This is a genomic window from Massilia sp. IC2-278, assembly GCF_020708045.1.
GTDB lineage: Bacteria > Pseudomonadota > Gammaproteobacteria > Burkholderiales > Burkholderiaceae_D > Telluria.
In genome coordinates, this window is record NZ_JAJFES010000004.1 from 294,406 (window position 1) to 318,261 (window position 23,856).

Below are 23,856 nucleotides of genomic sequence, written 5' to 3' on the forward strand. Positions count from 1 at the left end.
TGCGATGACAGTCAACGCGGCATGACGAGGACATTCCGACGTAGCCAGCGCACGTCGGGCAGCCAACGGCGCTACACTGATCGCGTCCATTCACAGCAAGCCTGCCGGCGCCACTGCAGGCGGCGACTACCTACGGAAACCGATCATGCAGCGCACCCGCTCACGCCATTGCCGTACCGCCCACACTCACCGTACGCTACCCATCCTGCTGGCCTGCCTGTCGGCGCTGACGCTGCTTTCATCCGCCAGCACCAATGCCGCGGCACAGGCAGCCGCCGCCGATACGCGCTATGAACGCGTCGCACCCAGCCCGGACGGCATCGGCAAGCGCTACATGGGCCGCGAGATTGCCGGCGTGATGGGATGGGAAGGCGCGCAATGGCTCGAGCGCGACAGCCGCGCACGCGAGGAGCGGCCGGAACTGCTCCTGCGGGAACTGGCGCTGGCGCCAGGCATGACGGTGGCCGACATCGGCGCCGGCACCGGCTACTACACCTGGCAGATGGCGAAACAGGTCGGGCCCGGCGGGCGTGTGTATGCGGTCGACGTGCAGCCGGAAATGATCGCCATGCTCGACAGCCAGATGACAAAGCGCGGCGTGCGCAACGTGGTCTCGGTGCTGGGCAGCGAAACCACCGTCAAATTGCCGCCGGCCAGCATCGACCTGGCAATCATGGTCGATGTCTATCACGAGCTCGCCTATCCCTCGGAAGTCCTCGACAGCATCGTCGCAGCGCTGAAGCCGGGCGGGCGCGTCATCTTCGTCGAATACCGGGCCGAGGATCCCGCAGTCGCGATCAAGCCGCTGCACAAGATGAGCGAGTCGCAGATACGGCGTGAAGCCACGGTGCATGGCCTGAAGTGGGAACGCAGCATCGGGTCGCTGCCGATCCAGCATGCGATCGTGTTCCGCAAGCCCTGAGCGCAGATTTTCTTGCCGTGGCTATCGAAACTGCCTGAACGAAAAATGCCGGCATCACGCCGGCATTTCTCATGCGTTCGACACACGGATTACTTCTTGGCAGCAGCCTTGTGCACGTCGGCCATCGCTTCGGCGCGTGCCTGTTCGGTCTTGGCAGCAGCGGTCGCGCGGTCGGCGGCGGCATCAACCTGCTTCTTCAGCGACTTTTCGTCGGCCTTGATCATGGTCTTCTCGGCCTTCAGGTTCGCTTCCGAGACTTTTTCCTCAGCCTTGGCCACGGCCTTGGCGCGGTCTTCCGGATCAGCCTTGGTCACTTTCTCGGCTGCGTCGGCGTGGGCCTTCACGGCCTTGGCGTGGGCCTTGGCTTTCTTTTCCTGGGCGTCGGCGACGGCCTTGGTGGCTTTTTCGTCGGCCTTGGCAGCAGCCTTGGCTTCTTTCGCTTCGGCCTTGGCGACGTCGGCTTCGGCCTTGGCTTCGGCTTTCACCACGGCTTCGGTGTTGGCCGAGTTGACGTTGGTCTGGGCGTAAGCGGAAGTAGCGAAAACGCCGGCGATCAGGGTTGCGAGCAGCTTGTTCATGGTATGTCCTTTCGGTTTTATGGTGGGGTGCAGGTCTGTGCCTGCGTTTGTATTTTTGTTAAGCACAGGTCCAGAATATGCCTCCGGCCCTGGAAGTTCTGTTCGCCACCACACACACTACTGCTGAGTTGAAACAAGGTGTTTCAGCGCCGCGCCGGCCCCGCATACAGGTCGATGATGTCGACGATCCCGTCCTGGCAGACCGGGCAGAACTGCTCGCTGCGATCGAACATGATGCATTGCATCGCCGGCCGGTAATACCCGCTCGCTTCGTAGTTCGCCCCCTCGAACGCCCCTATGGCGTGGCGGTGCGGCTGCTTCTCGAACAGGGCTTTTGTCGCTGCCAGGTCTTCGCGGAACAGCGCGTTCATTTCGCTTTCGGGACGATTGTTTTCACGCAGCTGGGCACGCTTTTTCTGGTAAGCGCGCGAGGCGTTTTCGTACTCTTTTTTCGGCCAGGGCGTCGGCAAGGGCGTGTTTGCTGTTACATGTTGTTTCCATTTGAGCGCGGCCGGATCGCGCAAGGCGGTCACGTTCGGCTCCCACGGTTCGGTGCGCACGTCGCTCGCCTGGTAGGCCACCGGCGAGGTGTAGTATTCGTCGGCCAAACCGGCGAAGTGGTGGCCGAACTCGTGCACGAACAGATAGTTGGCCCAGGCATTGCCCGCCGCCGCCGTGCTGAACTGGCCGAAGATGCCGCCGCCGCCATAGGTCTCGTTGTTCACCAGGATTTCGATGAATTCGTAGGGCGCGTGCTGGGCAATGTCGCGCAAGGCGCGGTTGTCGAGCGTCAGCACGTAGCGTTCGCTGCCGAAGATGTCGTAGCGCGTACCGAGTGGCGACGCGTGGTGCACGCCGGTCGAGGGCCGCGAGATGCCCGACTCGGTGGTCGGCACCGCCAGCGCCCAGACGTTGAAGTCGTTCGCACGCTCCTTGAACGGCGACACCGTGAACAGGTGCTGCGACAGGCGGCGCGCATCGGCCTCGAACTTCTTCATGTCGGCAGCCGTGTAGCCGTCGCCCAGGATCAGCAAATCGACCTTTTGCGGCGACGGACCGCTGACGTGGATCGGAATCGGTTTCGCTGGCGCGGGAGGCTGCTGCTTCACCACGTCAGGCGCTTTCGGATCGACCTCCACGCTCCAGGCCACCGAAAAGGCATTGCGTTCGTCGCGCTTCAGGATGCGCACGCGCACCGGCTTGTCGAACTGTGGAAAGCGCACCGACTCGCTGAAGCTGCGGCTGAGCTTATTCGCTTCCTCGGTCGTGCGCCACTCGCCGAACACGGTCGAGAAGCCGCGCGAATACAGCAAATCGCCGGTCTTCGCATCGACCACCTCGACGCGGTTCTGGCCGCGGTTGGTCTCATCGAAGTTGCGCGACATGTCGCCCGGCCAGGGCAGCGGCTCGATCAGTACGCGTTCGATGGCGTAGCTGTCGCTTAACGCGTTGCCGCTGTGGGTGTAGTCGAGGCGGACGGTGGCGGGCTGGGCGGCGAAGACGGCGCTGGAAGCAAGCGCCAGGACGGCGGCAAGGAAGCGGAGCATGCGGTTTCCTGTGAGATGGGAAAGCCCGCATTGTAATCCTGTACACGGCCGGCAAGCGCTGCCCGCCGGCCGTGCAGGTTCACGCTATTTGTACTGGTACAGCGGCCGCTTCACGATGATCGGCCGGATATCCAGCCGCACGTTATAGATCGAGTAGTTCTCGGTCGCCGCCGACATGTAGCCCACGCTCTCCCCCGTGCGCGAGAACTTGAACTCGAAGCCGAGGTCCGGCTGCACCGAATTGGCGCTATCGAGGGTTAGGCCGATGGCTTCCGGCTGGTCGCTGTCGATCAGCTTGCCCATCAAATCGACCACCGTGCTGTTGCCGAGGATATCGGCGGAGAACAGCGGCTCGCGGTAATACGGCCGGGCCGGGTCGAGGCGGCCGTCGGCCTTGTCGGGCGCTGGGGTGAATGCATGGCTGGCGATGTTGAAGCGGTCGCCGTTGTCGAGGTAGCTCAGGCGCACGTTGCTGACGTTAAAGGCGCCCTCCTGCGCATTCGCCGCCGACAGATCGACCACCAGCGCGCCCTTGTAGCCGATCACCTCGACGTCGCGCTACGGCCCCACCACCATCGCCGTGTTCTCGTCGATGCCCAGGCCCAGCTTGTAGCCTTTTTGCAGCATGGCCGGCAGCATGCGTGCAAAGCGGCCGCGCACCAGCAGGTGCTGGTCGACGAATACGTCGTCGCCGATGAAACCGAGTCCGGGCGTGATTTCCTGGCCGTCGGTGAGGCCGAGCTTGAGGGTGGCCAGCACCGGCTTCGGGTGGCCGAACATGGAGGAACTCATGATGGCGGCGCCGGCGCTGGTGCCGGCGATCACGCCGCCGCGCCGGTACATGCTCCAGAGGGCGTCGAGCACCAAGCTGTTGGCGCCGTCGGGGCGGCGCAGCGCGCGCGTGATGCGGGCCTGGTCGCCGCCGGCGAAATACGCTCCGCCTGCGGTGCGGACGGCTTCGGCCAAGGCGGGATTGTCGGCGGCAGCCTGGTAGTCGGTGCCGGTCAGGCGCACGGCCACCGGGACGAAAAAGGCATTCGCGCCGTAGCGGTTCAGGCGCTCGACGAGGAAGGCGCCGGATTTTTCGGGATTGGAGGAAGCGGAGGCGAATACGGCAATGCGCGCGCCCTTGCCGCCGGCCAGTTCGACGATGCGCTCCCAGACGGCGGCGTTATCCGGACGCAGCGCCCCGCCGATGATGACCAGCGAGCCCTTCGGCGGGGTTTCTGCGGCGACCCCGGGCTGGCCCGCCAGGCAGGCCATGATGAAGGCGACAAAGACGGCGAACCGGACCATGATGCGCTCCTTCTCGAACAGTCAAAGCGTAAGCCTGATTCCAGAAAGACGTCGCCATGTTGAGTTCTCTCAGGAGACGTATATGTTGGGGAAATAGCGTTCCATCAACGTTTCCGGCTTGCTGGGTGTGGTGAAACCGAAGCGTTCGTACAGGCCGTGGGCGTCGCTAGTAGCGAGGGTAAAACGGCGCAGGCGTTGCAGGCTGGGGTGGCGCAGCACGGCCGCGACCAGCTGCTTGCCGTAGCCATGGCCGCGGTATTCCGGCACCACGAAGACGTCGACCAGGTTGGCAAAAGTGGCGAAATCAGTGATCACGCGGGCAAAGGCGACTTGCCGCCCGTCCAGGTAGCCGCCGAAGCACAGCGAATTCTCGATGGCGCGCTCGACGACCGGCCGCGAGATGCCGACCGCCCAGCTCGACTGCTCGCTGAGGAAGCGGTAGATCATCGGGATGTCGAGCAGCGACTGGTCGGTGCTGACTTCGAAACTGGAATCGTTGGTAGTCATCCTGGAGCCGTCTGCGAAAAAACCAATTCTAGCGCCGTTTGCCTGAACAACAAGTTTCGATTGCGCCTGCCTCAGCGTGCGTCTTCGCTGCCCGGCAGGTAGCGCTCGGGCAGGGTCAGGTGGGCATCTTCCGCGCGCCAAATCAAGTTGGCGATCCACCAGCGCTTGCCGTCGTGTACCAGCTGGATGCTGTTAATGCCGCGCATGAAGGGCTTGGTGTCGTGCGGCGCGCGCAGCAGTTCATAGGTGCTGAACACGTGCACCAGCTGGCCGAAGGTCTCGGTGCGGCGCGCGATTTCGCGCTCATAGAAACCGTTGGCGCTGAAGGTGCTCATGTTGCGGCTGATGTAGTCCTCGACCGTCATCGGGCGCAGGGCAAAAGCGCCGTGATTCTGCGGGACGATCATCGACAGTTTGGCGTCGGGCACGAACAGCGCGCGCATGCGGTTCCAGTTGCGCGCCGCGCCGGCCGGGCCGGAAATGACTTCGTACAGGGCGGCGACGGTGGAGTCGACCGAGGCGCCGTCGGCTTCCCGGGCGGTGACCGGCTGGGCCGGGGCGGTATGGACCTGGGCCGGCGGCTGTGCCGGTGCCTGCGGCGTTTGCGCTTGCGGCTGGGCGTGGGCAGCGGCGCCGGCCAGCATGGCCGCCGCGGCAGCCGGGATCCATCGTTGCATCATCTTGTTCTCCATTGCGTCAGACTTAACATGCGCATCATCGGGGATTTTTGCCGCCTTGTCATCCAGCCTTGCCCGGACTGCGGCCCTGCGTGGCGGTTTATAATCCGGTAAATCAACCGGAACCTTCCCCATGACTTCACAATTCTCCAAGAAAGCCGAGGCCTGGTCGGCGCGCTTCTCCGAACCCGTCTCCGACCTCGTCAAGCGCTACACCGCGTCCGTGTTCTTCGACAAGCGCCTGGCCCTGTTCGACATCCAGGGTTCGCTCGCCCACGCCGAGATGCTGGCCGCGCAAGGCATCATCAGCCAGGAAGACCGTGCCGAGATCGAGCGCGGCATGGCGCAGATCCGCGGCGAGATCGAAGCCGGCAGCTTCGAGTGGCTGCTCGACCTGGAGGATGTGCACCTGAACATCGAGAAGCGCCTGACCGAACTGGTCGGCGACGCCGGCAAGCGCCTGCACACCGGCCGCTCGCGCAACGACCAGGTGGCGACCGATATCCGCCTGTACGTGCGCGCCGCCATCGACGACGTGCTGGCTCTGCTGAACGGCCTGCGCAGCGCGCTGACCGACCTGGCGGAACGCCACTTCGACACGATCATGCCGGGCTTTACCCACCTGCAGGTGGCCCAGCCGATCACCTTTGGACACCACATGCTGGCCTATGTGGAGATGTTCGGGCGCGACGCCGAGCGCATGCAGGATGCGCGCCGCCGCGTGAACCGCCTGCCGCTGGGCGCCGCGGCCCTGGCCGGCACCACCTTCCCGATCGACCGCCTGCGTGTGGCGCAGAACCTCGGCTTCGAGGATGTGTGCCACAACTCGCTCGACGCCGTGTCCGACCGCGACTTCGCGATCGAGTTCACCGCTGCGGCCTCGCTGATCATGATGCACGTGTCGCGCATGTCGGAAGAGCTGGTCATGTGGATGAGCCCGCGCATCGGCTTCATCGACATCGCCGACCGCTTCTGCACCGGCTCGTCGATCATGCCGCAAAAGAAGAACCCGGACGTGCCGGAACTCGCGCGCGGCAAGACCGGCCGCGTGTATGGCCACCTGGCCTCGCTGCTGACCCTGATGAAGGGCCAGCCGCTGGCCTACAACAAGGACAACCAGGAAGACAAGGAACCGCTGTTCGACACCGTCGACACCGTGCTCGACACCCTGCGCATCTTCACCGACATGGCCGGCGGCATCACCGTCAAGGCCGAGAACATGCGCGCCGCCGCGCTGCAGGGCTATGCCACGGCGACCGACCTGGCCGATTATCTCGTCAAGAAGGGCCTGCCGTTCCGCGATGCGCACGAAGCCGTGGCGCATGCGGTACGTGCCTGCGACGCGGCCGGCGTCGATCTGTCGGAGATGTCGCTGGAGACGCTGCAGGGCTTCTCGCCGCTGATCGAGGACGATGTGTTTGCGGTGCTGACGCTGGAAGGCTCGGTGGCGGCGCGCGATCACGTGGGTGGGACGGCGCCGGATCAGGTGAAAAAGGCGATCGAGCGCGTACGTGGGCAGTTGAAGGATAACTGACCAACGGCTTATCCCGTAGGGTGGGCACTCCGTGCCCACGCGGTTACGTGCGTCTCTCCCGGACTCGTGCGTGCGAATGTCGCTCGCATCGCGTCACCGTGCCGCGATCCAATCGCCGCCCAATCGGATCGCAACTAGCGGACACACCGCGAGCGACCAGTCACGACACGTGTCCACGGGAAACGCACGTACCGCGTGGGCACGGAGTGCCCACCCTACGGACTCGACGGCTCCGTAGCCGTATTTGCTTATGCGCACGACTCCCCCGTTACGATGAGCAATCTCCAGTTGCTGCACCGGCCATTCAATGTCAGCATGCATGCTTGCCAACAATATTGAACACGCATGGACGCCCAGCTCTGGCTGATCTGTTTCCTCACCTTCGTCATCCACCTGATCGGCACCCTCGCCTACTCGGTACGCATCGCCGGCGTGCGCACGCGCCGCATCGCGGTCTCGTTTGCCCTGTTCAGCATCCTGGTGCTGGTCTCGCGCACCTCGAATTCCTTCCTCGGCCCCTTCCTCGCCAAGCGGGTCGAATCGAACCTGGCCGGCACCATGGCCACGCACCTGCTGTCGGACTTCCGCTGGCTGCTGGTCTCCGCCTCGCTGGCGACGATTGCCGGCGCCCTCCTGATCCCGACCTTCCAGCGCGTGTTCTGCCGCGCCGTCGAGCACTTCCAGGTGCACCGCTCGGTGCCGAAGCTGATTCTGCACGGCTTTTTCAAGGGCGGGCTGTCGTACATCCGGCATTCGGCCACGCTGCCATCCGCGCCGCAGGTGAGCAAGCCGACCAGGACCGGCGCCGTGTCGTGGTCGATCCTGCTGCTGAACGTCGGCGCCGCCGCGCTCTGGACCGTGGGCGTGTTCGCCGCCCTGTACGCCGGCGCGCTCGATCCGGCGGTGCGCGTCACCTCCAGCACCCTGTCCTCGATCATCAATGGCGGCGCAACCATCATGATGGCCGTCTTCATCGACCCACATCTGTCCGGCATGACCGACGACGTGGTGGAGGGCAAGCTCGATGAAGCGGAGTTCCGCCAGGGTATCGTGTGGCTGGTGGGCAGCCGGCTGGCCGGCACCTTGCTGGCGCAAGCGCTGCTGGTGCCGTCCGCCATGGTCATCGTCTACGTGGCGCGGATCATTTGAAGGAAAGCAAGGCCGCGCACGCTTCCCCGGCATCTGGCTAGAATCTCTTTCAAGCCATATTGCAGGGGAATCACATGCATCGCTATAAAAACATCAGCGGCGAATCCGGTGTCGTTGCGTACGACATCGGCCGCCGTTCGATCACCGTGGAATTCCGCAGCGGTGAGCGCTACCTCTACACCGACGACAGCGCCGGCGCCGACAACATCACCGAGATGCAGCGCCTGGCCACGCTCGGCAGCGGCCTCTCGACGTACATCAGCCAGATCGTGCGCGAGCGCTATGCGCAAAAACTGAATTGAACTGAATTGGTAACCATGAAACTCAGCACCCTGCCCGACCGCAGCTATTCCGTTTTCCTGTTCGACATGGACGGCACCCTGCTCACCTCGATCCGCTCCGCCGAACGCGTCTGGACCGCCTGGGCCACGCGCCACAAGCTCGACGTCGAGAAATTCCTGCCGACCCTGCACGGCAAGCGCACCCACGACACCATCAGCCAACTGAAACTGCCCGGCGTCGACCCGATCGCCGAAGCCGCCTGGATCACGGCCGCCGAGATCGAGGACGTGGCCGATATCGAAGCCATCGAAGGCGCCGCCGACTTCATCGCCAGCCTGCCGCCCGAACGCTGGGGCATCGTCACCTCGGCGCCGCGCAAGCTGGCCGAGGCGCGCCTGGCCGCGGCCGGCCTGCCCGCGCACCGCCTGCTGGTGGCGGCCGAGGATGTGGAGCACGGCAAGCCGGCGCCCGACCCTTTCCTGCTCGGCGCGCGCAAGCTCGATGCCGCCCCGGCCGACTGCCTGGTGTTCGAAGACACGCAAACCGGCCTGCGCTCGGCGGAAGCAGCGGGCATGGACGCCATCGTCGTCACCCTGACCCACGCGCATCCGATGGAGACCACCGTGCCCGCCATCCTCGACTACGCCGACCTGCGAGCGCAGTCTGGCCCCGACGGCCTGCGTGTGCTGCGCAAGGCCGCCTGATCACCCTTCCTGTTGCGGCGCCGGCATCAGCCAGAACGCCGCCAGCACCACGTGGATCACAGCGCCGAGCGGCGCGTACCACAGCGACACCAGGATCGCCGCCGCATACAGCCCGATCGACACACGGTTCTTGCGGCTGCCCCAAGCCATCGCGTGGCCGCCCGCGCTCACATCCAGGCGCCAGGCCAGCAGCATGAAGGAGATCGAGCAAAGCAGCAGCACCGCGCCATACAGCGCCACCGGCAGCGGCGCCATCGGGTTCTCGCCGGCCCAGGCGGTGACGTAGGGGATCAGCGACATCCAGAACAGCAGGTGCAGGTTGGCCCACAGGATGCCGCCGTCCACCTTCTGAATCCGGTCGAACAGCGCGTGGTGATTCACCCAGTAGATGCCCACGTAGACGAAGCTGAGCGCATAGCGCAGCCAGCCCGGCAGCACATGGGCCAGGTCGGCCACCTCGGTGCCGTGCGGCGGTTTCAGCTCCAGCACCATGATCGTGATGATGATGGCGATCACGCCGTCGCTGAAGGCCTCGAGCCGGCCCTTGCTCATGGTGCGGCGCGACGTGTTTGTGACGACGTTGCTCATGGCGCCACCAACTGCGCAGCGGGTTCCGGACGCCACACGTGGAAGGCTAGGATCGCCACCGGCAGCACCAGCATCACGAAGCCCAGCGCCAGGTAGGCAAACGCCGCAGCCGCACAGCCCAGGGCGAATGCCAGCACCGGCCAGAAAAACTTGGCACAGCGCGCGGCGGTGGCGGCATCGGCCGCGCCGCGCAGGCGGTCGACCGTGTCGATGACGAGCTGGGTCACGTTCCCGGTCATCATCGAGGTTGGGGCCAGGTGGCTCAGCAGCAGCTTGCTGGCCGCGCTGTGCGCACCCATGCTAGCGGTGCCGAGCAGCCCGGCCGCCATCGCCAGCGCGCCGACATGCTTGCCAACTGGCTCGGCCAGCATGCCGCAGACCATGAAGCCGAGCAGCAGCACCAGCTGCAGCAGATACACCGGCCGTGTGGCGGCGGTGCCGCGCCGTTCGCAACTTGCCACCAGCAGCCGGCAGGCCGCCACGCCGAGAATGAACGCCGGGAAGGCGAGCAGTTTCAGCAGCGACGGCGTTTGCGTGGGGTCGGCCAGCGACACCGCGATCAGGACGAAGTTGCCGGTCACGTGGGCCGTGAACAGCCCGAACAGGGCGATGAAGCCGAAGGTGTCGACGTAGCCGGCCAGGAAGCCCATGCTGGCGCCTTGCAGGCGCTGGAATTGTGGGGTCGTCATGATCAGAACGCGAAGCAGCTGCAACCGAAGGCGCCCCAGAAGCCGCCGAAGTCCGACACCGGCACGTTGGCTTTGCGCGCCCGGTCGTGCGAGTGGGCGTGCACGCCGCAAGGACCGCTGCACTGGTGCGGCATGGCGATCTTCGCCTGTGGCTGCGGCTCGGCGCGGCGCCAGTGCCCCGGCACCTTCTGCACCGGCGACCATTCCGGCAGCACCGGGATCGGCGCCGGCCCGTGGCCCGAGAACTCGGCCGCGCCATACACCACCTTGCCGCCGACGACCGTCAGCACCGACTCGATGGCCTTGATGTCGTCTTCCGGCACGGTGAAGAAGTCGTTCGACAGCACGGCGAGGTCGGCCAGCATGCCTTCCTGGATGCGTCCCTTGCGGCCCTGTTCGTTGGAGAACCAGGCGCTGCCCGCGGTCCAGAGTTCGAGGGCCGTCTCGCGCGGCAGGTGGCCATTGTCTCCGTACAGGGCCAGGCCGCCGACGGTGCGCCCGGTGACCAGCCAGTACAGTGCCGTCCACGGGTTGTAGCTGGCCACGCGGGTGGCGTCGGTACCGGCGCCGACCGGCACGCCGCTCGCCAGCATCTGCTTGATCGGCGGCGTGGCGCGCGCGGCGTCCTTGCCGTAGCGGTCGACGAAGTATTCGCCCTGGAAGGCCATGCGGTGCTGGATGGCGATGCCGCCGCCCAGTGCGCGTACGCGCTCGATACTGCGTTCGCTGATGGTCTCGCAATGGTCGAACATCCAGTGCAGGCCGTCGAAGGGAATCTCGCGGTTCACCTTCTCGAACACGTCGAGCATGCGCGTGATCGATTCTTCATACGTCGCATGCAGGCGGAAGGGCCAGCGGCTGCTTACGAGGTGGCGCACCACCTTTTCCAGTTCGTCTTCCATGCCGGCCGCCAGTTCCGGACGCGGCTCCAGGAAATCCTCGAAGTCGGCCGCCGAAAACACCAGCATCTCACCGGCGCCGTTGTGGCGGTAGTAGTCGCTGCCCTGCCCCGGCGTCACCATGTCGGTCCAGCGCTGGAAGTCTTCCAGCTCGCCGCCCTTGTTCTGGGTGAACAGGTTGTAGGCGATGCGGATGGTCAGCTGTTCTTCGCGGTCCAGCTGCTCCACCACCGCGTAATCGTTGGGGAAGTTCTGGAAGCCGCCGCCGGCGTCGATGGCGCTGGTGATGCCGAGGCGGTTCAGTTCGCGCATGAACTGGCGCGTGGAATTCACCTGCAAGTCGAACGGCAGCGTCGGTCCCTTGGCCAGGGTGGCGTACAGGATCATCGCGTTCGGGCGGGCGATCAGCATGCCAGTGGGGTTGCCGGCGGCGTCGCGCTGGATCTCGCCGCCCGGCGGATTCGGCGTGTCCTTCGTGTAGCCGACGGCGCGCAGGGCGGCGCGGTTCAGCAGCGCGCGGTCGTACAGGTGCAGGATGAACACCGGCGTATCGGGCGCGGCGGCGTTGATCTCTTCCAGGGTCGGCAGGCGGCGCTCGGCAAACTGGAATTCGCTCCAGCCGCCGACCACGCGCACCCATTGCGGATGCGGAGTGCGGTCGGCCTGGTCCTTCAGCATGCGCAGCGCGTCGGCCAGCGAAGGAACGCCTTCCCAGCGCAGTTCCAGGTTGTAGTTCAGTCCACCGCGGATCAGGTGCAGGTGCGAATCGTTCAGGCCCGGGACCACGGTGCGACCGTTCAGGTCGATGACCTGGCTGCCCGCTTCGCGATAACGCATCACGTGTTCGACGTCGCCGACGGCGAGGAAGCGGCCGTCCTGCATGGCGACCGCAGTGGCCTGCGGCTGTTCGCGGTCGAGGGTGGCGAAGCGGCCGTTGATGAGGATGAGGGGCGCCGCGGCGCTGCGGTTGGACTGTGCTTGCATGTGCTGCTCCTGTCGCCGGGCGCTGGCCGGCACGATGGTGGGGATAAGGTCCGCCCTGGCGGCGGACCTGTGGTCGGCTTGCGGTAAGGCTTAGTGGGTGGCGGGCACCGGCGCCAGCACTTCGTTCTGGCCCTGGTTGCGGGCCGCGGCCTTGTGCACCATCGTGTAGGCATAGTCGACACCCATGCCGTAGGCGCCGGAGTGCTCGCGCACGATGTCCATCACGGCGTTGTAGGTGTCGCGGTGGGCCCAGTCGCGCTGCCATTCGAGCAGCACCTGCTGCCAGGTGACCGGTACCACGCCGGCCTGCACCATGCGCTGCATGGCGAAGTCGTGGGCTTCTTTGGTGGTGCCGCCGGATGCATCGGCCACCATGTAGATTTCGTAGTCGCCTTCGAGCATGGCGCACAGGGCGAAGGTGGTGTTGCACACTTCCGTCCAGAGGCCGGCCACGATGACCTTCTTGCGGCCGTTGGCCTTCAGCGCGTCGCGCACCTTCTGGTCGTCCCAGGAATTCATCGAGGTGCGCTCCAGGATCGGCTGGCCGGGGAATACGTCCAGGATTTCCGGGTAGGTCTTGCCGGAGAAGGAATCGGTTTCCACGGTGGTGATGGTAGTCGGGATGCCGAAGGCCTTGGCCGCCTTGGCCAGGCCGACCACGTTGTTCTTCAGGGTCTGGCGGTCGATCGACTGCACGCCGAAGGCCATCTGCGGCTGGTGGTCGATGATGATCAGCTGCGAGTTTTGCGGGGTCAGGACTTCGAGTTTGGCGTTGTTCATGGTGTGCTCCTTTGGTATTGTGGTTTGCCGGGCCTGGCCGCGGCGGGTTGGAAATCGATCAGCCTTGACGGGTGTCTTCGGCTTCGGTGTTGGCGTTGACTGGCACGCCGGTAATCTTGGTCTGGCATTCGCTGGCGAACCAGGCGCGGGTGAGCGGGATGCCGTCGATAACACGCTTGGCCACCGGCACGATCTGCTCGCCGGCCAGCATGCCCAGCAAGCCGATCAGGGCAATGGCGGGCGGCGCCGGGGAGCGCACGTTGATCACACCGTAGAGCACGCCAGCCAGGATGCCGGCGCCGAAAGAGATCAGGTAGACCATGGTTCGCTCCTCGTTCTGCTGCGTTGATGATGCCGATACGTTCGGTTGTACCGTCGAATATGTCGGCTGCCCGTACTGCCTGCTTCTTTGCTGCATCGCCCTTTGTGTGCTGCGATGGAGTTCATTATGCGTGGCTAAAATGAAAACGAAAAACGGGAAAAATACAGTTGTAAAATCAAATTTTTCGATGATTGTTTTTGGGGTGGTGGCCGGGCACGGGCTGCTGCCGGTGAAAAGACTTTGACCGTGTTGATGAGATGAAGATTCCGATGACTTCCTGTCCGCTTGTCCTGCTGCCTGGGTTCATGCTGGACGAGACCCTGTGGGATGAGGTCGTTCCGCTGTTGCAGTGGGAGGCGCCGGTGCACCGTTTGCCGTTGGGGCCGGGCACGACGACGGACGAGATCGCGCGCAGCGTGGCTGCAGCGGCGCCGGAACGCTTCGTACTGGTGGGCTTTTCGCTGGGCGGATATATCGCGCGCAAGGTGGCCGAACTGTTTCCGGAGCGGGTGGCGGCGCTGGTGCTGGTTGCCAGTTCGCTCGAGTCCGATACCCCGGAGCGGGCCAAGGCGAAACAGGATGCGATCAGGGCGCTGGACCCGTCCACCTTCCGCGGCTTGAGCACGGGGTCGATTGCGCAGTCGCTGCATCCGGACCGGCGCGGGGACTGGGAACTGGTGACGCGGATCAGGGAGATGGGACGGCGGCTCGGTTATGAGGCGATGGTGGTGCAGTCGGGATTGCGGCGGGATGGGATTGCGGCGGCGGAGTTAAGGTGTCCGACGCTGGTGATCGGGGCGGATCAGGATGCTTTGCGTAGTGCGCAGGAGATCAGGGAGTTGGCTGATGCAATCCCTGGTACCAGGCTTGAGGTGATTAAAGGGTCTGGCCACATGCTGCCGCTGGAGCAGCCGGAGGCGCTGGTGAGTACGGTTCGACGCTGGCTTCTCGCACCAGAAAATCAATAGTGCTGTGGCCGAAGCAGCCAACGGCTTTCACAAGATAGCGTGTGCCCTGAGTCCGCGCAGCACTTCGTCGAACTGCGGTTTCCATTGCATATGTCCTCCGACAAATCTGGTGCAATCAAGCTCGACAATTCTCTTGTGCTTGTAATTGATCCCGGAAAGTCCGATAGGATTGCTGAGCATGGCATTGGCGCCACGATATGCCCATTGCAAGACATCATCGCGTGAAGAGTAGCAGTTGTAGATTTTTCCTTTTACAGCAGTGGCTGCAGTCGCCCAGCACTTGTCGTCTTTCGCGCCGCCTCCGACCGCACCGCCGAGCAGGTACGCGCTATCAATCGTGCATTGGGCATCCGTTCCCAGTTTCTTAAGCGCAAAATGGATGACTCGCGCACCGAGCGAATGTCCAGCAAGTGTGAATCGCCAGCCAGGTGTATGGGTGATGGCGTCAGCGAGCGCCCGTCCAGTGCTGTGAGCAGACAGCATGGCACGGTGCCATGCCAGCATGAAGTCAGCAACAGGCGTGGTCGGCCAAGTTGCAATCAGATCAGCAATCCCCTTTATGGAGGCAAGCTCGCCAAGCACGGCGGCGGGACTTTTCGCAGCGTTCCAGTCAAGGTGATAGATCGTCGAGTGACGATAACGCTCTTCGATGACGTGTTCCCAATCGCGCGTCTCCTTATCCCCCTGTGACAGGAAGCCATTAACGACGATGAGCCCATGTCGATTGCCGGATCGAATTTTCCTGAACCTGCAGAGGTCATTCGAATGAGAGTCAACACCCGATACTCCTTTTCCAAGTGCATTAACAACAGTCCCGGCAAACGAGGCGTCGGCCAAGCGCCCCCATAACGAAGTGGGACCTGGATACTCTTCAATATCGGAGAATGACTTTTCACTAGCAAACTTGAACATAACTATCCATATTTCTTTTGAGAAATATTATAGCCGATGTTTCGTATCACAACGCGGGCAAGCAGCGAATGTGGCTCTGCTAGGGTCTTCACAGGATGGTCACTGGCTGTACGGTCTGGAGAACTTATACTGATCCATGTCCTTGATTTTTGCCGGGCATGCAATGGACCCGATAACCCTTTCAAATTATCATGTACGGATCGACCCGAGGATGAAAGTATTTCAGCCGCCGTGAGACGGAACGCTACATCCCTGATTCTTGTTACGCCAACGTGTACAGCAAAGGCTGAAATTGTTCTCTCTTTTTCCAAGAAAATCACGATCACAACTGGGTCGGCTTTATCGTCCAGAAATTGTCGAACGTATTCATCGAATAGACTGGTTCGCACGATGCGGCCAGCCATTTGAAGCGGATTTCCCGTTCGAGCAGCGCTTTATGACCTGGACTGAAGCCGAAGCAAGCAGCACTTCGCAAGTCTGGGAAGATGCAACCCTGGAATTCAGCAACAGCCTCACCGGGCACCTTCACGCCAATGCGTATGCCGACTATCAGCAATGGAACAGCATTGTGGACAAGGCAAAACACGAGGTCATTCTTCCGCTGGAGCACGACGTGTGGAGACCGATGGTGCGCAGGCGCGGATGGGACGAGAAGATCGTCGCCACGCTTCAATGGGACATACTCGGTGCGCTAATGGAAAACGCCTTTTGTGACATCCAGGGCTGCCCAGACTTCTTCCAACGGCTCCTGACAACATATGAAGCCGGGCATTTCCCATGCGGGTGGGAAGGTACGATCGAACCTTTGGCGGGACGAATCATCGTTTATTAAGCCGGCGGACAGACTCATGCTACATTCAGTTCAAGGACCGGCTACTCAACGACCGTTCTGCTCGATGCTGGGCATCGGCATCGTAAATAGCTGTCGCCAGCGCCATTACGGACCAATTCACGAGCATTCTGTTTTCCGCAAAAACAAAACCATATACGCCTGGCGGCACCGACTCGATTACTTACCGCTCTAAACACTCAGCCGAAAACATGTATACATGGATGGGAAAAGCGATTCTGATCACAGCAATGCTTGGGTTGCTGATCGCGGACCTCATCGCGTTTTCTCACCTCTGTCACGCGACACCGCCTCCAAACCGCCCCGGCATCATCATAGGGTCGCTATTCCAGCTTTGCGCCCTTGGTGCAATCGCAGTCGCGCTGCAGTATTTCAGGTTCGCTTATGAACCGTTCAGACCGGCTGCGGTTTCGATACGGATAAGAGTGGTTGTAGCAGCTATCGTTTTTTGCGCGGTTTCAACCGGCTTGTTCCGATCATCGTTGTTGTTCTCAGATACCTTGTGGCAACGTGGTGCAGTTTCCGATGGATATGCATGCTTTAGCTAATGCCCCTCATCTTCCGATTGAATGCGGGTCTGCGGCGCCTGTAGAGGAAGCAGAATGTCAGATCTCACGACCGCTCCAAGTTTGTAAATATGTAAAGGCACTAACTGGCCCAACACGCAGCAAAAGTTGTCTTGATTGCACAAGTGCCGTTAACACAAAAACGCTCATCAATATGCAACATCCACCGCCTATTTGACGAAATTGCGTGACAGTTGCCTTAGCGCAATTTATGATCGTAGGCCTTCACCACACTTCGGCCGCACGCGTGTGTGCGCCTCTCCAATGAACAACATCACCAATATCGCCGGCTGGCGAGAGCGCATCTTTGCCTCCTTGCTGACAGTTGTACTGGTTGTAGGCGCCATTTCCACCGCTGTCGTCATTCCCTTCCTGATCCAGAACGGCATGTCGCTGGTCGCGCTTGCCGATGGCTTGGCACTGGCCTGGATGTTCGCGATCTGGCGTTTCAAGCGGCTCTCGTATGCCACCCGGGTCCTGAACTTCCTGGCGGTGGTGTACGTGCTGGCCATCGTCCTGATGCTGTCCGTCGGCTCCGCGAGCCTGAGCTACCTGCTCGGCCCGCCCCTGATCGCCGCCATCCTGCTCAACCTCCGCTCCGCCATGATCGCCACCGCCCTTGGCGTCGCCGCCCTGGTCGTGGCCGGCGCGACCAGCCATATCGAATTGAGCGTGCCGGGCATGAGCGATGCGCCGTTGAAGTCGTCGATCGTCGCTGCCATCAATTTCAGCACGGTGGGCGTCATGCTGTCGCTGACCTGCAGTACCCTCCTGCAGGGTCTGTCGCGCTCGCTCAAGGAACTCGAACTCACGTCGGCAGCCGTTTCGCACCTGAACGACATGGTCCTGATCCTGGAGGCTGCCCACCATCCCGGGCCGGACCAGCCCATCATCTTCGTCAACGATGCGTTCCTGCACAGGATGGGCTATGCACGCGGCCAGGTCCTCGGGAAAGGCTTGCCGCTCCTGCGCGGCCAGGACACCGATGCAAGCGTCTTCGCAGGCATTTTCGAGGCGATGAAGGCGAACCGGTCGGCCAAGGCCGAGATCATGGCCTGCACATCGGCCGGCGCGTCGTTTTGGCTGGAAATCGAAGTGATGCCGTTCACCCGCGACGAGGACTGCGCGAGCAACTGGGTCGTCGTCAGCCGCGACATCACCGAACGCCGCACGGCGGCGGACGCCATCCACCGCCTGGCCTTCTACGATGTGCTGACCGGGCTGCCGAACCGGCGCCTGTTGATGGACCGCCTGAGCGCCACAGTAGAACGCAGCCAGGCCGAGGGGAGCGTCAGCGCGGTGCTCTACCTGGACATCGACAAGTTCAAGAACGTCAATGACGAACGCGGCCATGCGACGGGCGACGTCCTGCTCGAACATGCCGCCGCGCGCTTGAAACAGGCCGTACGCGACACCGACATGGTGGCCCGCATCGGCGGCGACGAATTCGTCGTCCTGCTCGACAGCCACGATCCGCATCCGGATACCGCCGCACGTCTTGCCCTGGAGGCCGCTGCCCAGGTGCGCGACACCCTGGCGGCGCCGCTCGACCTCAAGGGCAAGCCCTACCGCATCGCGGCCAGCATCGGCATCGCGCTGGCCAGGCCAGGCGGGCCGGGTGCGCACGACCTGCTGCGCGAAGCCGACACCGCCATGTACCACGCCAAGGCCGCCGGCCGCGACGGCGTGAGGGTGTTCGAGGACGCCATGCTGGCAGACGCGCAGCATGCACTCATGCTGGAACGCGACCTGGCTGCGGCACTCGAGAACGGCGAACTGGCCATGCACCTGCAGTTGCAGGTCGACCAGCGCGGCCTGCCGGTCGGCGCCGAACTCCTGATGCGCTGGCGCCGTGCCGACGGCAGCATGGAGCGGCCGGACATCTTCATTCCCGTGGCCGAATCGAGCGGCCTGATCGTGCCGCTCGGCCACTGGGCCTTGCGCCAGGCATGCACTGCCTGGCTGGCGCTCGACAGGGCCGGCTGCCCCCTGCCGCTGTCGCTCAACGTCAGCCCCATCCAGTTCCGCCAGCCCGACTTCGTCGAGCAGGTGCACCGGATCTTCACCGAGATGGGCGTGCCGGCGCAGGAATTCATCTTCGAAGTCACGGAAGGCCTGCTGATCGAGGACATCGACCAGACGATCACGCGCATGCACCAGCTGGCCAGCCTGGGCATCCGCTTCTCGGTCGACGATTTCGGGACCGGCTATTCGAACCTGGCCTACCTGAAGAAGATGCCGCTGTACGAGCTGAAGATCGACAAGAGCTTCATGCGCGATACGCCGCAGGACCACAACAGCACGGCAATCGTCCAGTCGATCCTGGCGATGTCCGCCCACCTGGGCCTGCGCGTGGTGGCGGAAGGCGTGGAGACCGCGGCACAGGCGTGCTACCTCGCGCAGCACGGGTCAGCCTATATGCAGGGCTTTCACTATCATCGGCCGATGCCGCTCGGCGACGTGATCGCGCGCCTGCAAACTACCGCCGAAGCCGCATGACGGGCGCGCATTGAGAGGCGCGCATTGAGAGCTGCTCACTCGTGCCGGTACACGCGCTGATCGAGGGTCTGCTCTTCCAGCGCCGGCGCATCCGCCGCCACCGCAGCGGCCGGCGCCGCAGCGTCGCGCTTTGGATACGGCGTGCCATCCCGGTGCGTATAGCTGTCGGTGGTGCCGTCGTACACCAGGTCGATGTCCGGATAATTCGCCCGGTCCGCCGGAATGGTCGGGCCCACCGCCACGAACAGGGCATTGCCCCAGCTGCGGTTCACGAGATGATGGCCGTTCGGCTTCCCCGCCGGGAAGGCGGCGCAATCGCCCGCGCGCATCAGGGTCTCGCCTTCGTCGGTGATCAGGGTGAGTTCGCCCGACACCACCATCACGAATTCGTCTTCATGCGTATGCCAGTGGCGCTGCGACGAAGCCGCGCCCGGCTTGAGTTCGACCAGGTTGACGCCGAACTGGGTCAGGCCGCCGGCCTCGCCCAGCGCCTGGCGGCTGCGGCCGTTGACGATCTCGGCAAAGGGTTCGGGATAACCGGTGCCGGTCAACACGGGGATACTGCTCAGGTCTAGCCGCGACATGCTTGCTCCTCAAGGATAAGTTGGGCGGCCGACCTGTCACAAGCCCGTGTCAGCCGCGCTTTTGTACTAGCGTCAGGATATCGTAACTTGCCACCAGTTCGTCGTTCTGGTTGGTCACCTGCACGTCCCAGGCCACCACGCCCTGGCCGCGCCCTTGCTCGTCGGTACGATTCCGGTCGACCTTGCGCTTGCAGGTCAGGCGTGCGCGGATGGTATCGCCGATCGCCACCGGCGCCACGAAGCGCAGGTTGTCGAGGCCGTAGTTGGCCAGCACCGGTCCCGGCGCCGGCGACACGAACAGCCCGGCCGCCGCCGACAGCACGAAGTAGCCGTGCGCGATGCGCTTGCCGAATTGCGTGTCCTTGGCCGCGATCTCGTCGAAGTGCATGTAGAAGTAGTCGCCCGAGATGCCGCCGAAATTGACGATGTCCGCTTCGCTCACGGTGCGGCGATGGGTCAGCAGCGAGTGGCCGATTTCCAGGTCTTCGAACCAGCGGCGGAACGGATGGATCTCCGATTCCTTCACGGCGCCGCCGCGCACATATTCGCCGGTCACGGCAGTCAGCATGGTCGGCGAACCCTGTACCGCCGCGCGCTGCAGGAAGTGTTTTACCGCGCGGATGCCGCCCAGCTCTTCGCCGCCGCCGGCGCGGCCCGGGCCGCCGTGCTTCAGCTGCGGCAGCGGCGAGCCGTGGCCGGTGGAATCCACCGCCGACTCGCGGTCGAGAATGTGCACGCGGCCGTGCGAAGCGGCGGCAATCGGCACCGCATGCGCGGCGATCATCGGGTCTTTCGTTGCCAGCGTGGTCACCAGGCTGCCGCGGCCCAGCGCGGCCAGGTGCAGGGCCTCGTCGATGTCGCGGTAGGTCATCATGGTGGACACCGGGCCGAAGGCTTCGATGTCGTGCACGGCCGTGTTGATGGACGCGTTGCGGCACAGGAGCAGGGTCGGCGCGAAGAAAGCGCCGCTGGCCGCGTTCTCGCCGACCGGGTTGAAGCCGTGGTGGGCGCCGAAGATGACTTCGTTGCCGCGCGCGAGCATTTCCACGCGTTCGCTGACGTCGCGGTGCTGGTCCATCGAGGCTAGAGCCCCCATGCGCACGCCTTCCATCTTCGGGTTGCCGACCACGGTCTTTTCCAGGCGCGCACGCAGGCGCTCGCCCAGCGCATCCACATGCTGCTCGGGCGCGATGATGCGGCGGATCGCCGTGCATTTCTGGCCGGCCTTGCCGGTCATCTCGCGTGCGACTTCTTTCACGAAGAGGTCGAACTCGGGGTCGTCCGGCGTCACGTCCGGCGCCAGGATGGCGGCGTTCAGCGAGTCGGCTTCGGCCGTGAACGGGACCGATTCGCGGATCAGGTTATGGTTCGCCTTCAGCTTGGCGGCGGTGTCGGCCGAGCCGGTGAAGGTGACGGCATCAAAACCCGTCAGGCGGTCCAGCAGATCGCCGGTGGAGCCGATCACCAGCTGCAGCGCGCCTTCCGGTAGCAGGCCGGATTCGTGGATCATTTTCACGACCGCGTGGGTCAGGTAGCTGGTGGCGGTGGCGGGCTTGCCGATGCAGGGCATGGCGGCCAGGAAGCTGGGCGCGAATTTCTCGAGCAGGCCCCAGATCGGGAAGTTGAAGGCGTTGATGTGCACGGCCAGGCCGCCCTTCGGGACCAGGATGTGGGTGCCGGCGAAGCCGCCGCGCTTGCCCAGGTTCAGGGCCGGGCCTTCGTGCAGCACGTTCGAGGACGGCAGTTCGCGCGAGCCCATGCTGGCGTAGGCGAACAGGGTGCCAATGCCGCCTTCGACGTCGACCCAGCTGTCGGGGCGGGTGGCGCCGGTCAGGTGGGAGATCTCGTACAGCTCTTCCTTGCGCTCCATCAGGTAGAGCGCGAGGGCTTTCAGGCGCTGGGCGCGGGTCTGGAAGTCGAGCTTCATCAGGGCGGGGACGCCTTGCTTGCGCGCGTAGGTCACGGCCTCGTCGAAGTCGAGCTTCTCGGCATGGGTGTGGTAGACCAGTTGGCCGTCGAGGGCGCTGTGCAGGGGGGTGGCGGCTTCCTGGCCGATCCAGCGGCCGGCGATCCAGCTTTGCAGGGTGGTTGGGGTGTGCATGTTAGTGTCTCCTCGGATTTCTTTCAGGCGTTCGGGCTGGTCATCGGCCGGAATCCGCGTGGGCTCGAGAGCCCACCCTACGGACAGCCGGCAGCCGTTTATTCTTTGGGGGCGTGGCCGCCGTTATTACTGAAATCGAAGACGGGGCGGTTGGGTTCGATTTCGGTGTAGGCCTCGACTTCGCGCATGGTGTTGCGCGAGCGGTCGGTCAGCTGGTGGTACTGGCGGGTGCCGAAGCTTTTCCAGGCGATTTCTTCGGGCTTCAGCTCGCGCATCACGCGTGCGGGCGTGCCCATCACCATGCTGCGCGGCGGGATCACCATTTTCGCTTTCACGAAACTCATGGCGGCGACGATGGATTCTTCGCCGACCACCGCGCCGTCCATGACGACGGCGTTCATGCCGACCATGGCGTTGCGGCCCACGCGGCAGCCGTGCAGCACGGCGCCGTGGCCGATGTGGCCGTCGACCTCGATGACGGTTTCGCCGTCCTCGAAACCGTGCATCACGCAGCTATCCTGCACGTTGGCGCCCTCTTCCAGGATCAGGCGGCCGAAGTCGCCGCGCAGCGAGGCCAGCGGGCCGATGTAGCAGCGCGGGCCGACGATCACGTCGCCGATCAGCACTGCCGTCGGGTGCACGTAGGCCGTGGGGTGGACCACAGGGCGGACGCCGTCGATTTCGTAGACCTTGACCATGTTCTTCACACCCGTTCGATGATGAGGGCGATGCCCTGGCCGACGCCGATGCACATCGTGCACAGGGCGTAGCGGCCGCCGGTACGCTGCAATTGGTAGACAGCGGCGGTGACCAGACGTGCGCCGGACGCGCCCAGCGGATGACCCAGCGCAATCGCGCCGCCGTTCGGGTTCACATGCTCGGCGTCGTCGGCCACGCCCAGGTCGCGTAGCACGGCCAGGCCCTGGGAAGCGAATGCTTCGTTCAGCTCGATCACGTCCATTTGCTCGATGGTGAGGCCGGTCTGGGCCAGCACCTTCTTGGTGGCGGGAGATGGGCCGAAGCCCATGATGCGCGGCGCCAGGCCGGCGGTGGCCATGCCGATGATGCGTGCGCGCGGGGTCAGGCCGAAGCGTTCGGCGGCGCTGCTTGATGCGATCAGCACGGCGCAAGCGCCGTCGTTCACGCCCGAAGCGTTACCGGCGGTGACGGTGCCGTCCGGCGTCACGACGCCCTTCAGCTTGGCCAGCGCTTCGATAGTCGTGTCCGGACGCGGATGCTCGTCGGTGTCGAACACGCGCGACTCGCCTTTCTTCGAATGCAGGGTCACGTGGACGATTTCGTCCTTGAACACGCCGGCCGCGTTCGCGCGCGCCCAGCGCTGCTGGCTGCGGATGGCGAATGCGTCCTGGTCTGCGCGGTTGATGTTGAATTCCTTGGCCACGTTCTCGGCGGTTTCCGGCATCGAGTCGATGCCGTACTTCGCTTTCATCAGCGGGTTCACGAAGCGCCAGCCGATGGTGGTGTCTTCGATCTTGGCCGCGCGCGAGAAAGCGCTATCGGCCTTGCCCATCACGAAAGGCGCACGCGTCATGCTCTCCGAGCCGCCGGCGATGATCAGGTTCGCTTGGCCCGAGATGATGGCGCGGGCGCCGATGCCGATGGCGTCCAGGCTCGATCCGCACAGGCGGTTGATGGTGTTGCCCGGCACCTCGACCGGCAGGCCGGCCAGCAGGCCCGCCATATGGCCGACGTTGCGGTTGTCTTCGCCGGCCTGGTTGGCGCAGCCCCAGTACAAATCGTCGACCATGGCCCAGTCGACGTTCTTGTTGCGTTCGATGAGGGCGGCAATCGGCAGCGCGGCCAGGTCGTCGGCGCGCACCGAGGCGAGCGAGCCGCCGTAGCGGCCGAAGGGGGTGCGCACTGCGTCGCAGATGTAAGCGTCGATCATGTCAGGTCT

Annotated in this window: 25 protein-coding genes; 9 read left to right on the top strand and 16 right to left on the bottom strand. The window is 64.0% G+C overall.

What is annotated here, in order from left to right; all coding sequences use genetic code 11:
* Window positions 1-145: 145 nt before the first annotated feature.
* Window positions 146-922 (top strand): class I SAM-dependent methyltransferase, encoded by a 777-nt coding sequence (locus LK540_RS11190; RefSeq protein ID WP_229437370.1) that lies wholly within the window; start codon window positions 146-148, stop codon window positions 920-922.
* 89 nt (window positions 923-1,011) lie between these two features.
* Here the strand turns inward: LK540_RS11190 and LK540_RS11195 are convergent, their stop codons facing one another.
* From LK540_RS11195 to LK540_RS11215, 6 genes are all read right to left on the bottom strand, one after another.
* Window positions 1,012-1,500 (bottom strand): hypothetical protein, encoded by a 489-nt coding sequence (locus LK540_RS11195; RefSeq protein WP_229437371.1) that lies wholly within the window; start codon window positions 1,498-1,500, stop codon window positions 1,012-1,014.
* A gap of 143 nt (window positions 1,501-1,643) precedes the next feature.
* Window positions 1,644-3,047, bottom strand: coding sequence for an IgA Peptidase M64 (locus LK540_RS11200; RefSeq protein WP_229437372.1), 1,404 nt, complete (start codon window positions 3,045-3,047; stop codon window positions 1,644-1,646).
* An 84-nt stretch (window positions 3,048-3,131) separates the two neighbouring features.
* On the bottom strand, window positions 3,132-3,593 hold the full coding sequence (locus LK540_RS25335; protein WP_307729168.1) for a hypothetical protein: 462 nt from the start codon (window positions 3,591-3,593) through the stop codon (window positions 3,132-3,134).
* 12 nt (window positions 3,594-3,605) lie between these two features.
* A complete protein-coding gene (locus LK540_RS25340; protein WP_307729169.1) occupies window positions 3,606-4,343 on the bottom strand; it encodes a cyanophycinase in 738 nt (245 codons plus the stop codon).
* 69 nt (window positions 4,344-4,412) lie between these two features.
* Window positions 4,413-4,850: a GNAT family N-acetyltransferase gene (locus LK540_RS11210; RefSeq protein WP_229437373.1), complete on the bottom strand. Its 438-nt coding sequence runs from the start codon at window positions 4,848-4,850 to the stop codon at window positions 4,413-4,415.
* 71 nt (window positions 4,851-4,921) lie between these two features.
* A complete protein-coding gene (locus LK540_RS11215) occupies window positions 4,922-5,530 on the bottom strand; it encodes a hypothetical protein (protein ID WP_229437374.1) in 609 nt (202 codons plus the stop codon).
* Window positions 5,531-5,660: 130 nt separating this feature from the next.
* Here LK540_RS11215 and argH point away from each other — a divergent pair, with 130 nt between their 5' ends.
* From argH to LK540_RS11235, 4 genes are all read left to right on the top strand, one after another.
* Window positions 5,661-7,061, top strand: a complete 1,401-nt coding sequence (gene argH, locus LK540_RS11220; RefSeq protein WP_229437375.1) for an argininosuccinate lyase — start codon at window positions 5,661-5,663, stop codon at window positions 7,059-7,061.
* A 345-nt stretch (window positions 7,062-7,406) separates the two neighbouring features.
* Window positions 7,407-8,210: a lipid II flippase Amj family protein gene (locus tag LK540_RS11225; RefSeq protein WP_229437376.1), complete on the top strand. Its 804-nt coding sequence runs from the start codon at window positions 7,407-7,409 to the stop codon at window positions 8,208-8,210.
* Between the two features lie 74 nt (window positions 8,211-8,284).
* Entirely contained in the window at window positions 8,285-8,512 is a 228-nt protein-coding gene (locus tag LK540_RS11230; protein ID WP_229437377.1) for a hypothetical protein, read from the top strand.
* 15 nt (window positions 8,513-8,527) lie between these two features.
* A complete protein-coding gene (locus LK540_RS11235) occupies window positions 8,528-9,196 on the top strand; it encodes an HAD-IA family hydrolase (protein WP_229437378.1) in 669 nt (222 codons plus the stop codon).
* Here the strand turns inward: LK540_RS11235 and LK540_RS11240 are convergent, their stop codons facing one another.
* The 5 genes from LK540_RS11240 to LK540_RS11260 all read right to left on the bottom strand — a co-directional run bounded on the left by LK540_RS11240 (window position 9,197) and on the right by LK540_RS11260 (window position 13,458).
* The gene (locus LK540_RS11240) at window positions 9,197-9,784 is read right to left on the bottom strand and encodes a TMEM175 family protein (RefSeq protein ID WP_307729170.1); all 588 of its coding nucleotides are present in this window, start codon (window positions 9,782-9,784) and stop codon (window positions 9,197-9,199) included.
* Window positions 9,781-10,473: a YoaK family protein gene (locus LK540_RS11245; RefSeq protein WP_229437379.1), complete on the bottom strand. Its 693-nt coding sequence runs from the start codon at window positions 10,471-10,473 to the stop codon at window positions 9,781-9,783. Before LK540_RS11245 ends, LK540_RS11240 begins: the two co-directional genes overlap by 4 nt.
* A gap of 2 nt (window positions 10,474-10,475) precedes the next feature.
* A complete protein-coding gene (locus LK540_RS11250) occupies window positions 10,476-12,356 on the bottom strand; it encodes an amidohydrolase (RefSeq protein WP_229437380.1) in 1,881 nt (626 codons plus the stop codon).
* Between the two features lie 90 nt (window positions 12,357-12,446).
* Window positions 12,447-13,136 carry a hydrolase gene (locus LK540_RS11255; RefSeq protein ID WP_229437381.1) on the bottom strand — a complete coding sequence of 230 codons (690 nt, stop codon included), beginning with the start codon at window positions 13,134-13,136 and terminating at the stop codon, window positions 12,447-12,449.
* Between the two features lie 58 nt (window positions 13,137-13,194).
* Window positions 13,195-13,458 carry a XapX domain-containing protein gene (locus LK540_RS11260; RefSeq protein ID WP_229437382.1) on the bottom strand — a complete coding sequence of 88 codons (264 nt, stop codon included), beginning with the start codon at window positions 13,456-13,458 and terminating at the stop codon, window positions 13,195-13,197.
* Between LK540_RS11260 and LK540_RS11265 the strand changes: the two genes are divergently transcribed.
* Both LK540_RS11265 and LK540_RS11270 read left to right on the top strand, forming a co-directional pair.
* Complete coding sequence (locus LK540_RS11265; RefSeq protein WP_229437383.1) at window positions 13,457-13,702, top strand: hypothetical protein; 246 nt, start codon at window positions 13,457-13,459, stop codon at window positions 13,700-13,702. The two genes, LK540_RS11260 and LK540_RS11265, sit on opposite strands and share 2 nt — an antisense overlap.
* Window positions 13,703-13,715: 13 nt before the next feature.
* Window positions 13,716-14,426 (top strand): alpha/beta fold hydrolase, encoded by a 711-nt coding sequence (locus LK540_RS11270; protein WP_229437384.1) that lies wholly within the window; start codon window positions 13,716-13,718, stop codon window positions 14,424-14,426.
* A 27-nt stretch (window positions 14,427-14,453) separates the two neighbouring features.
* Here the strand turns inward: LK540_RS11270 and LK540_RS11275 are convergent, their stop codons facing one another.
* Window positions 14,454-15,338 carry a DUF726 domain-containing protein gene (locus LK540_RS11275; RefSeq protein ID WP_229437385.1) on the bottom strand — a complete coding sequence of 295 codons (885 nt, stop codon included), beginning with the start codon at window positions 15,336-15,338 and terminating at the stop codon, window positions 14,454-14,456.
* Window positions 15,339-15,774: 436 nt separating this feature from the next.
* On the opposite strand from LK540_RS11275, the gene LK540_RS11280 reads away from it, so the two are divergent.
* Both LK540_RS11280 and LK540_RS11285 read left to right on the top strand, forming a co-directional pair.
* Entirely contained in the window at window positions 15,775-16,170 is a 396-nt protein-coding gene (locus LK540_RS11280; RefSeq protein ID WP_229437386.1) for a hypothetical protein, read from the top strand.
* 848 nt (window positions 16,171-17,018) lie between these two features.
* Window positions 17,019-19,253, top strand: coding sequence for a bifunctional diguanylate cyclase/phosphodiesterase (locus LK540_RS11285; protein WP_229437387.1), 2,235 nt, complete (start codon window positions 17,019-17,021; stop codon window positions 19,251-19,253).
* A gap of 35 nt (window positions 19,254-19,288) precedes the next feature.
* Here LK540_RS11285 and LK540_RS11290 read toward each other — a convergent pair whose 3' ends face one another.
* The 4 genes from LK540_RS11290 to pcaF form a co-directional block, all read right to left on the bottom strand.
* Window positions 19,289-19,837 (bottom strand): cupin domain-containing protein, encoded by a 549-nt coding sequence (locus LK540_RS11290; protein ID WP_229437388.1) that lies wholly within the window; start codon window positions 19,835-19,837, stop codon window positions 19,289-19,291.
* A gap of 49 nt (window positions 19,838-19,886) precedes the next feature.
* Window positions 19,887-21,938, bottom strand: coding sequence for a phenylacetic acid degradation bifunctional protein PaaZ (paaZ, locus tag LK540_RS11295; protein WP_229437389.1), 2,052 nt, complete (start codon window positions 21,936-21,938; stop codon window positions 19,887-19,889).
* Window positions 21,939-22,036: 98 nt separating this feature from the next.
* Window positions 22,037-22,636 (bottom strand): phenylacetic acid degradation protein PaaY, encoded by a 600-nt coding sequence (locus tag LK540_RS11300; protein WP_229437490.1) that lies wholly within the window; start codon window positions 22,634-22,636, stop codon window positions 22,037-22,039.
* Between the two features lie 5 nt (window positions 22,637-22,641).
* Window positions 22,642-23,847 carry a 3-oxoadipyl-CoA thiolase gene (gene pcaF / locus LK540_RS11305; protein ID WP_229437390.1) on the bottom strand — a complete coding sequence of 402 codons (1,206 nt, stop codon included), beginning with the start codon at window positions 23,845-23,847 and terminating at the stop codon, window positions 22,642-22,644.
* Window positions 23,848-23,856: the final 9 nt, after the last annotated feature.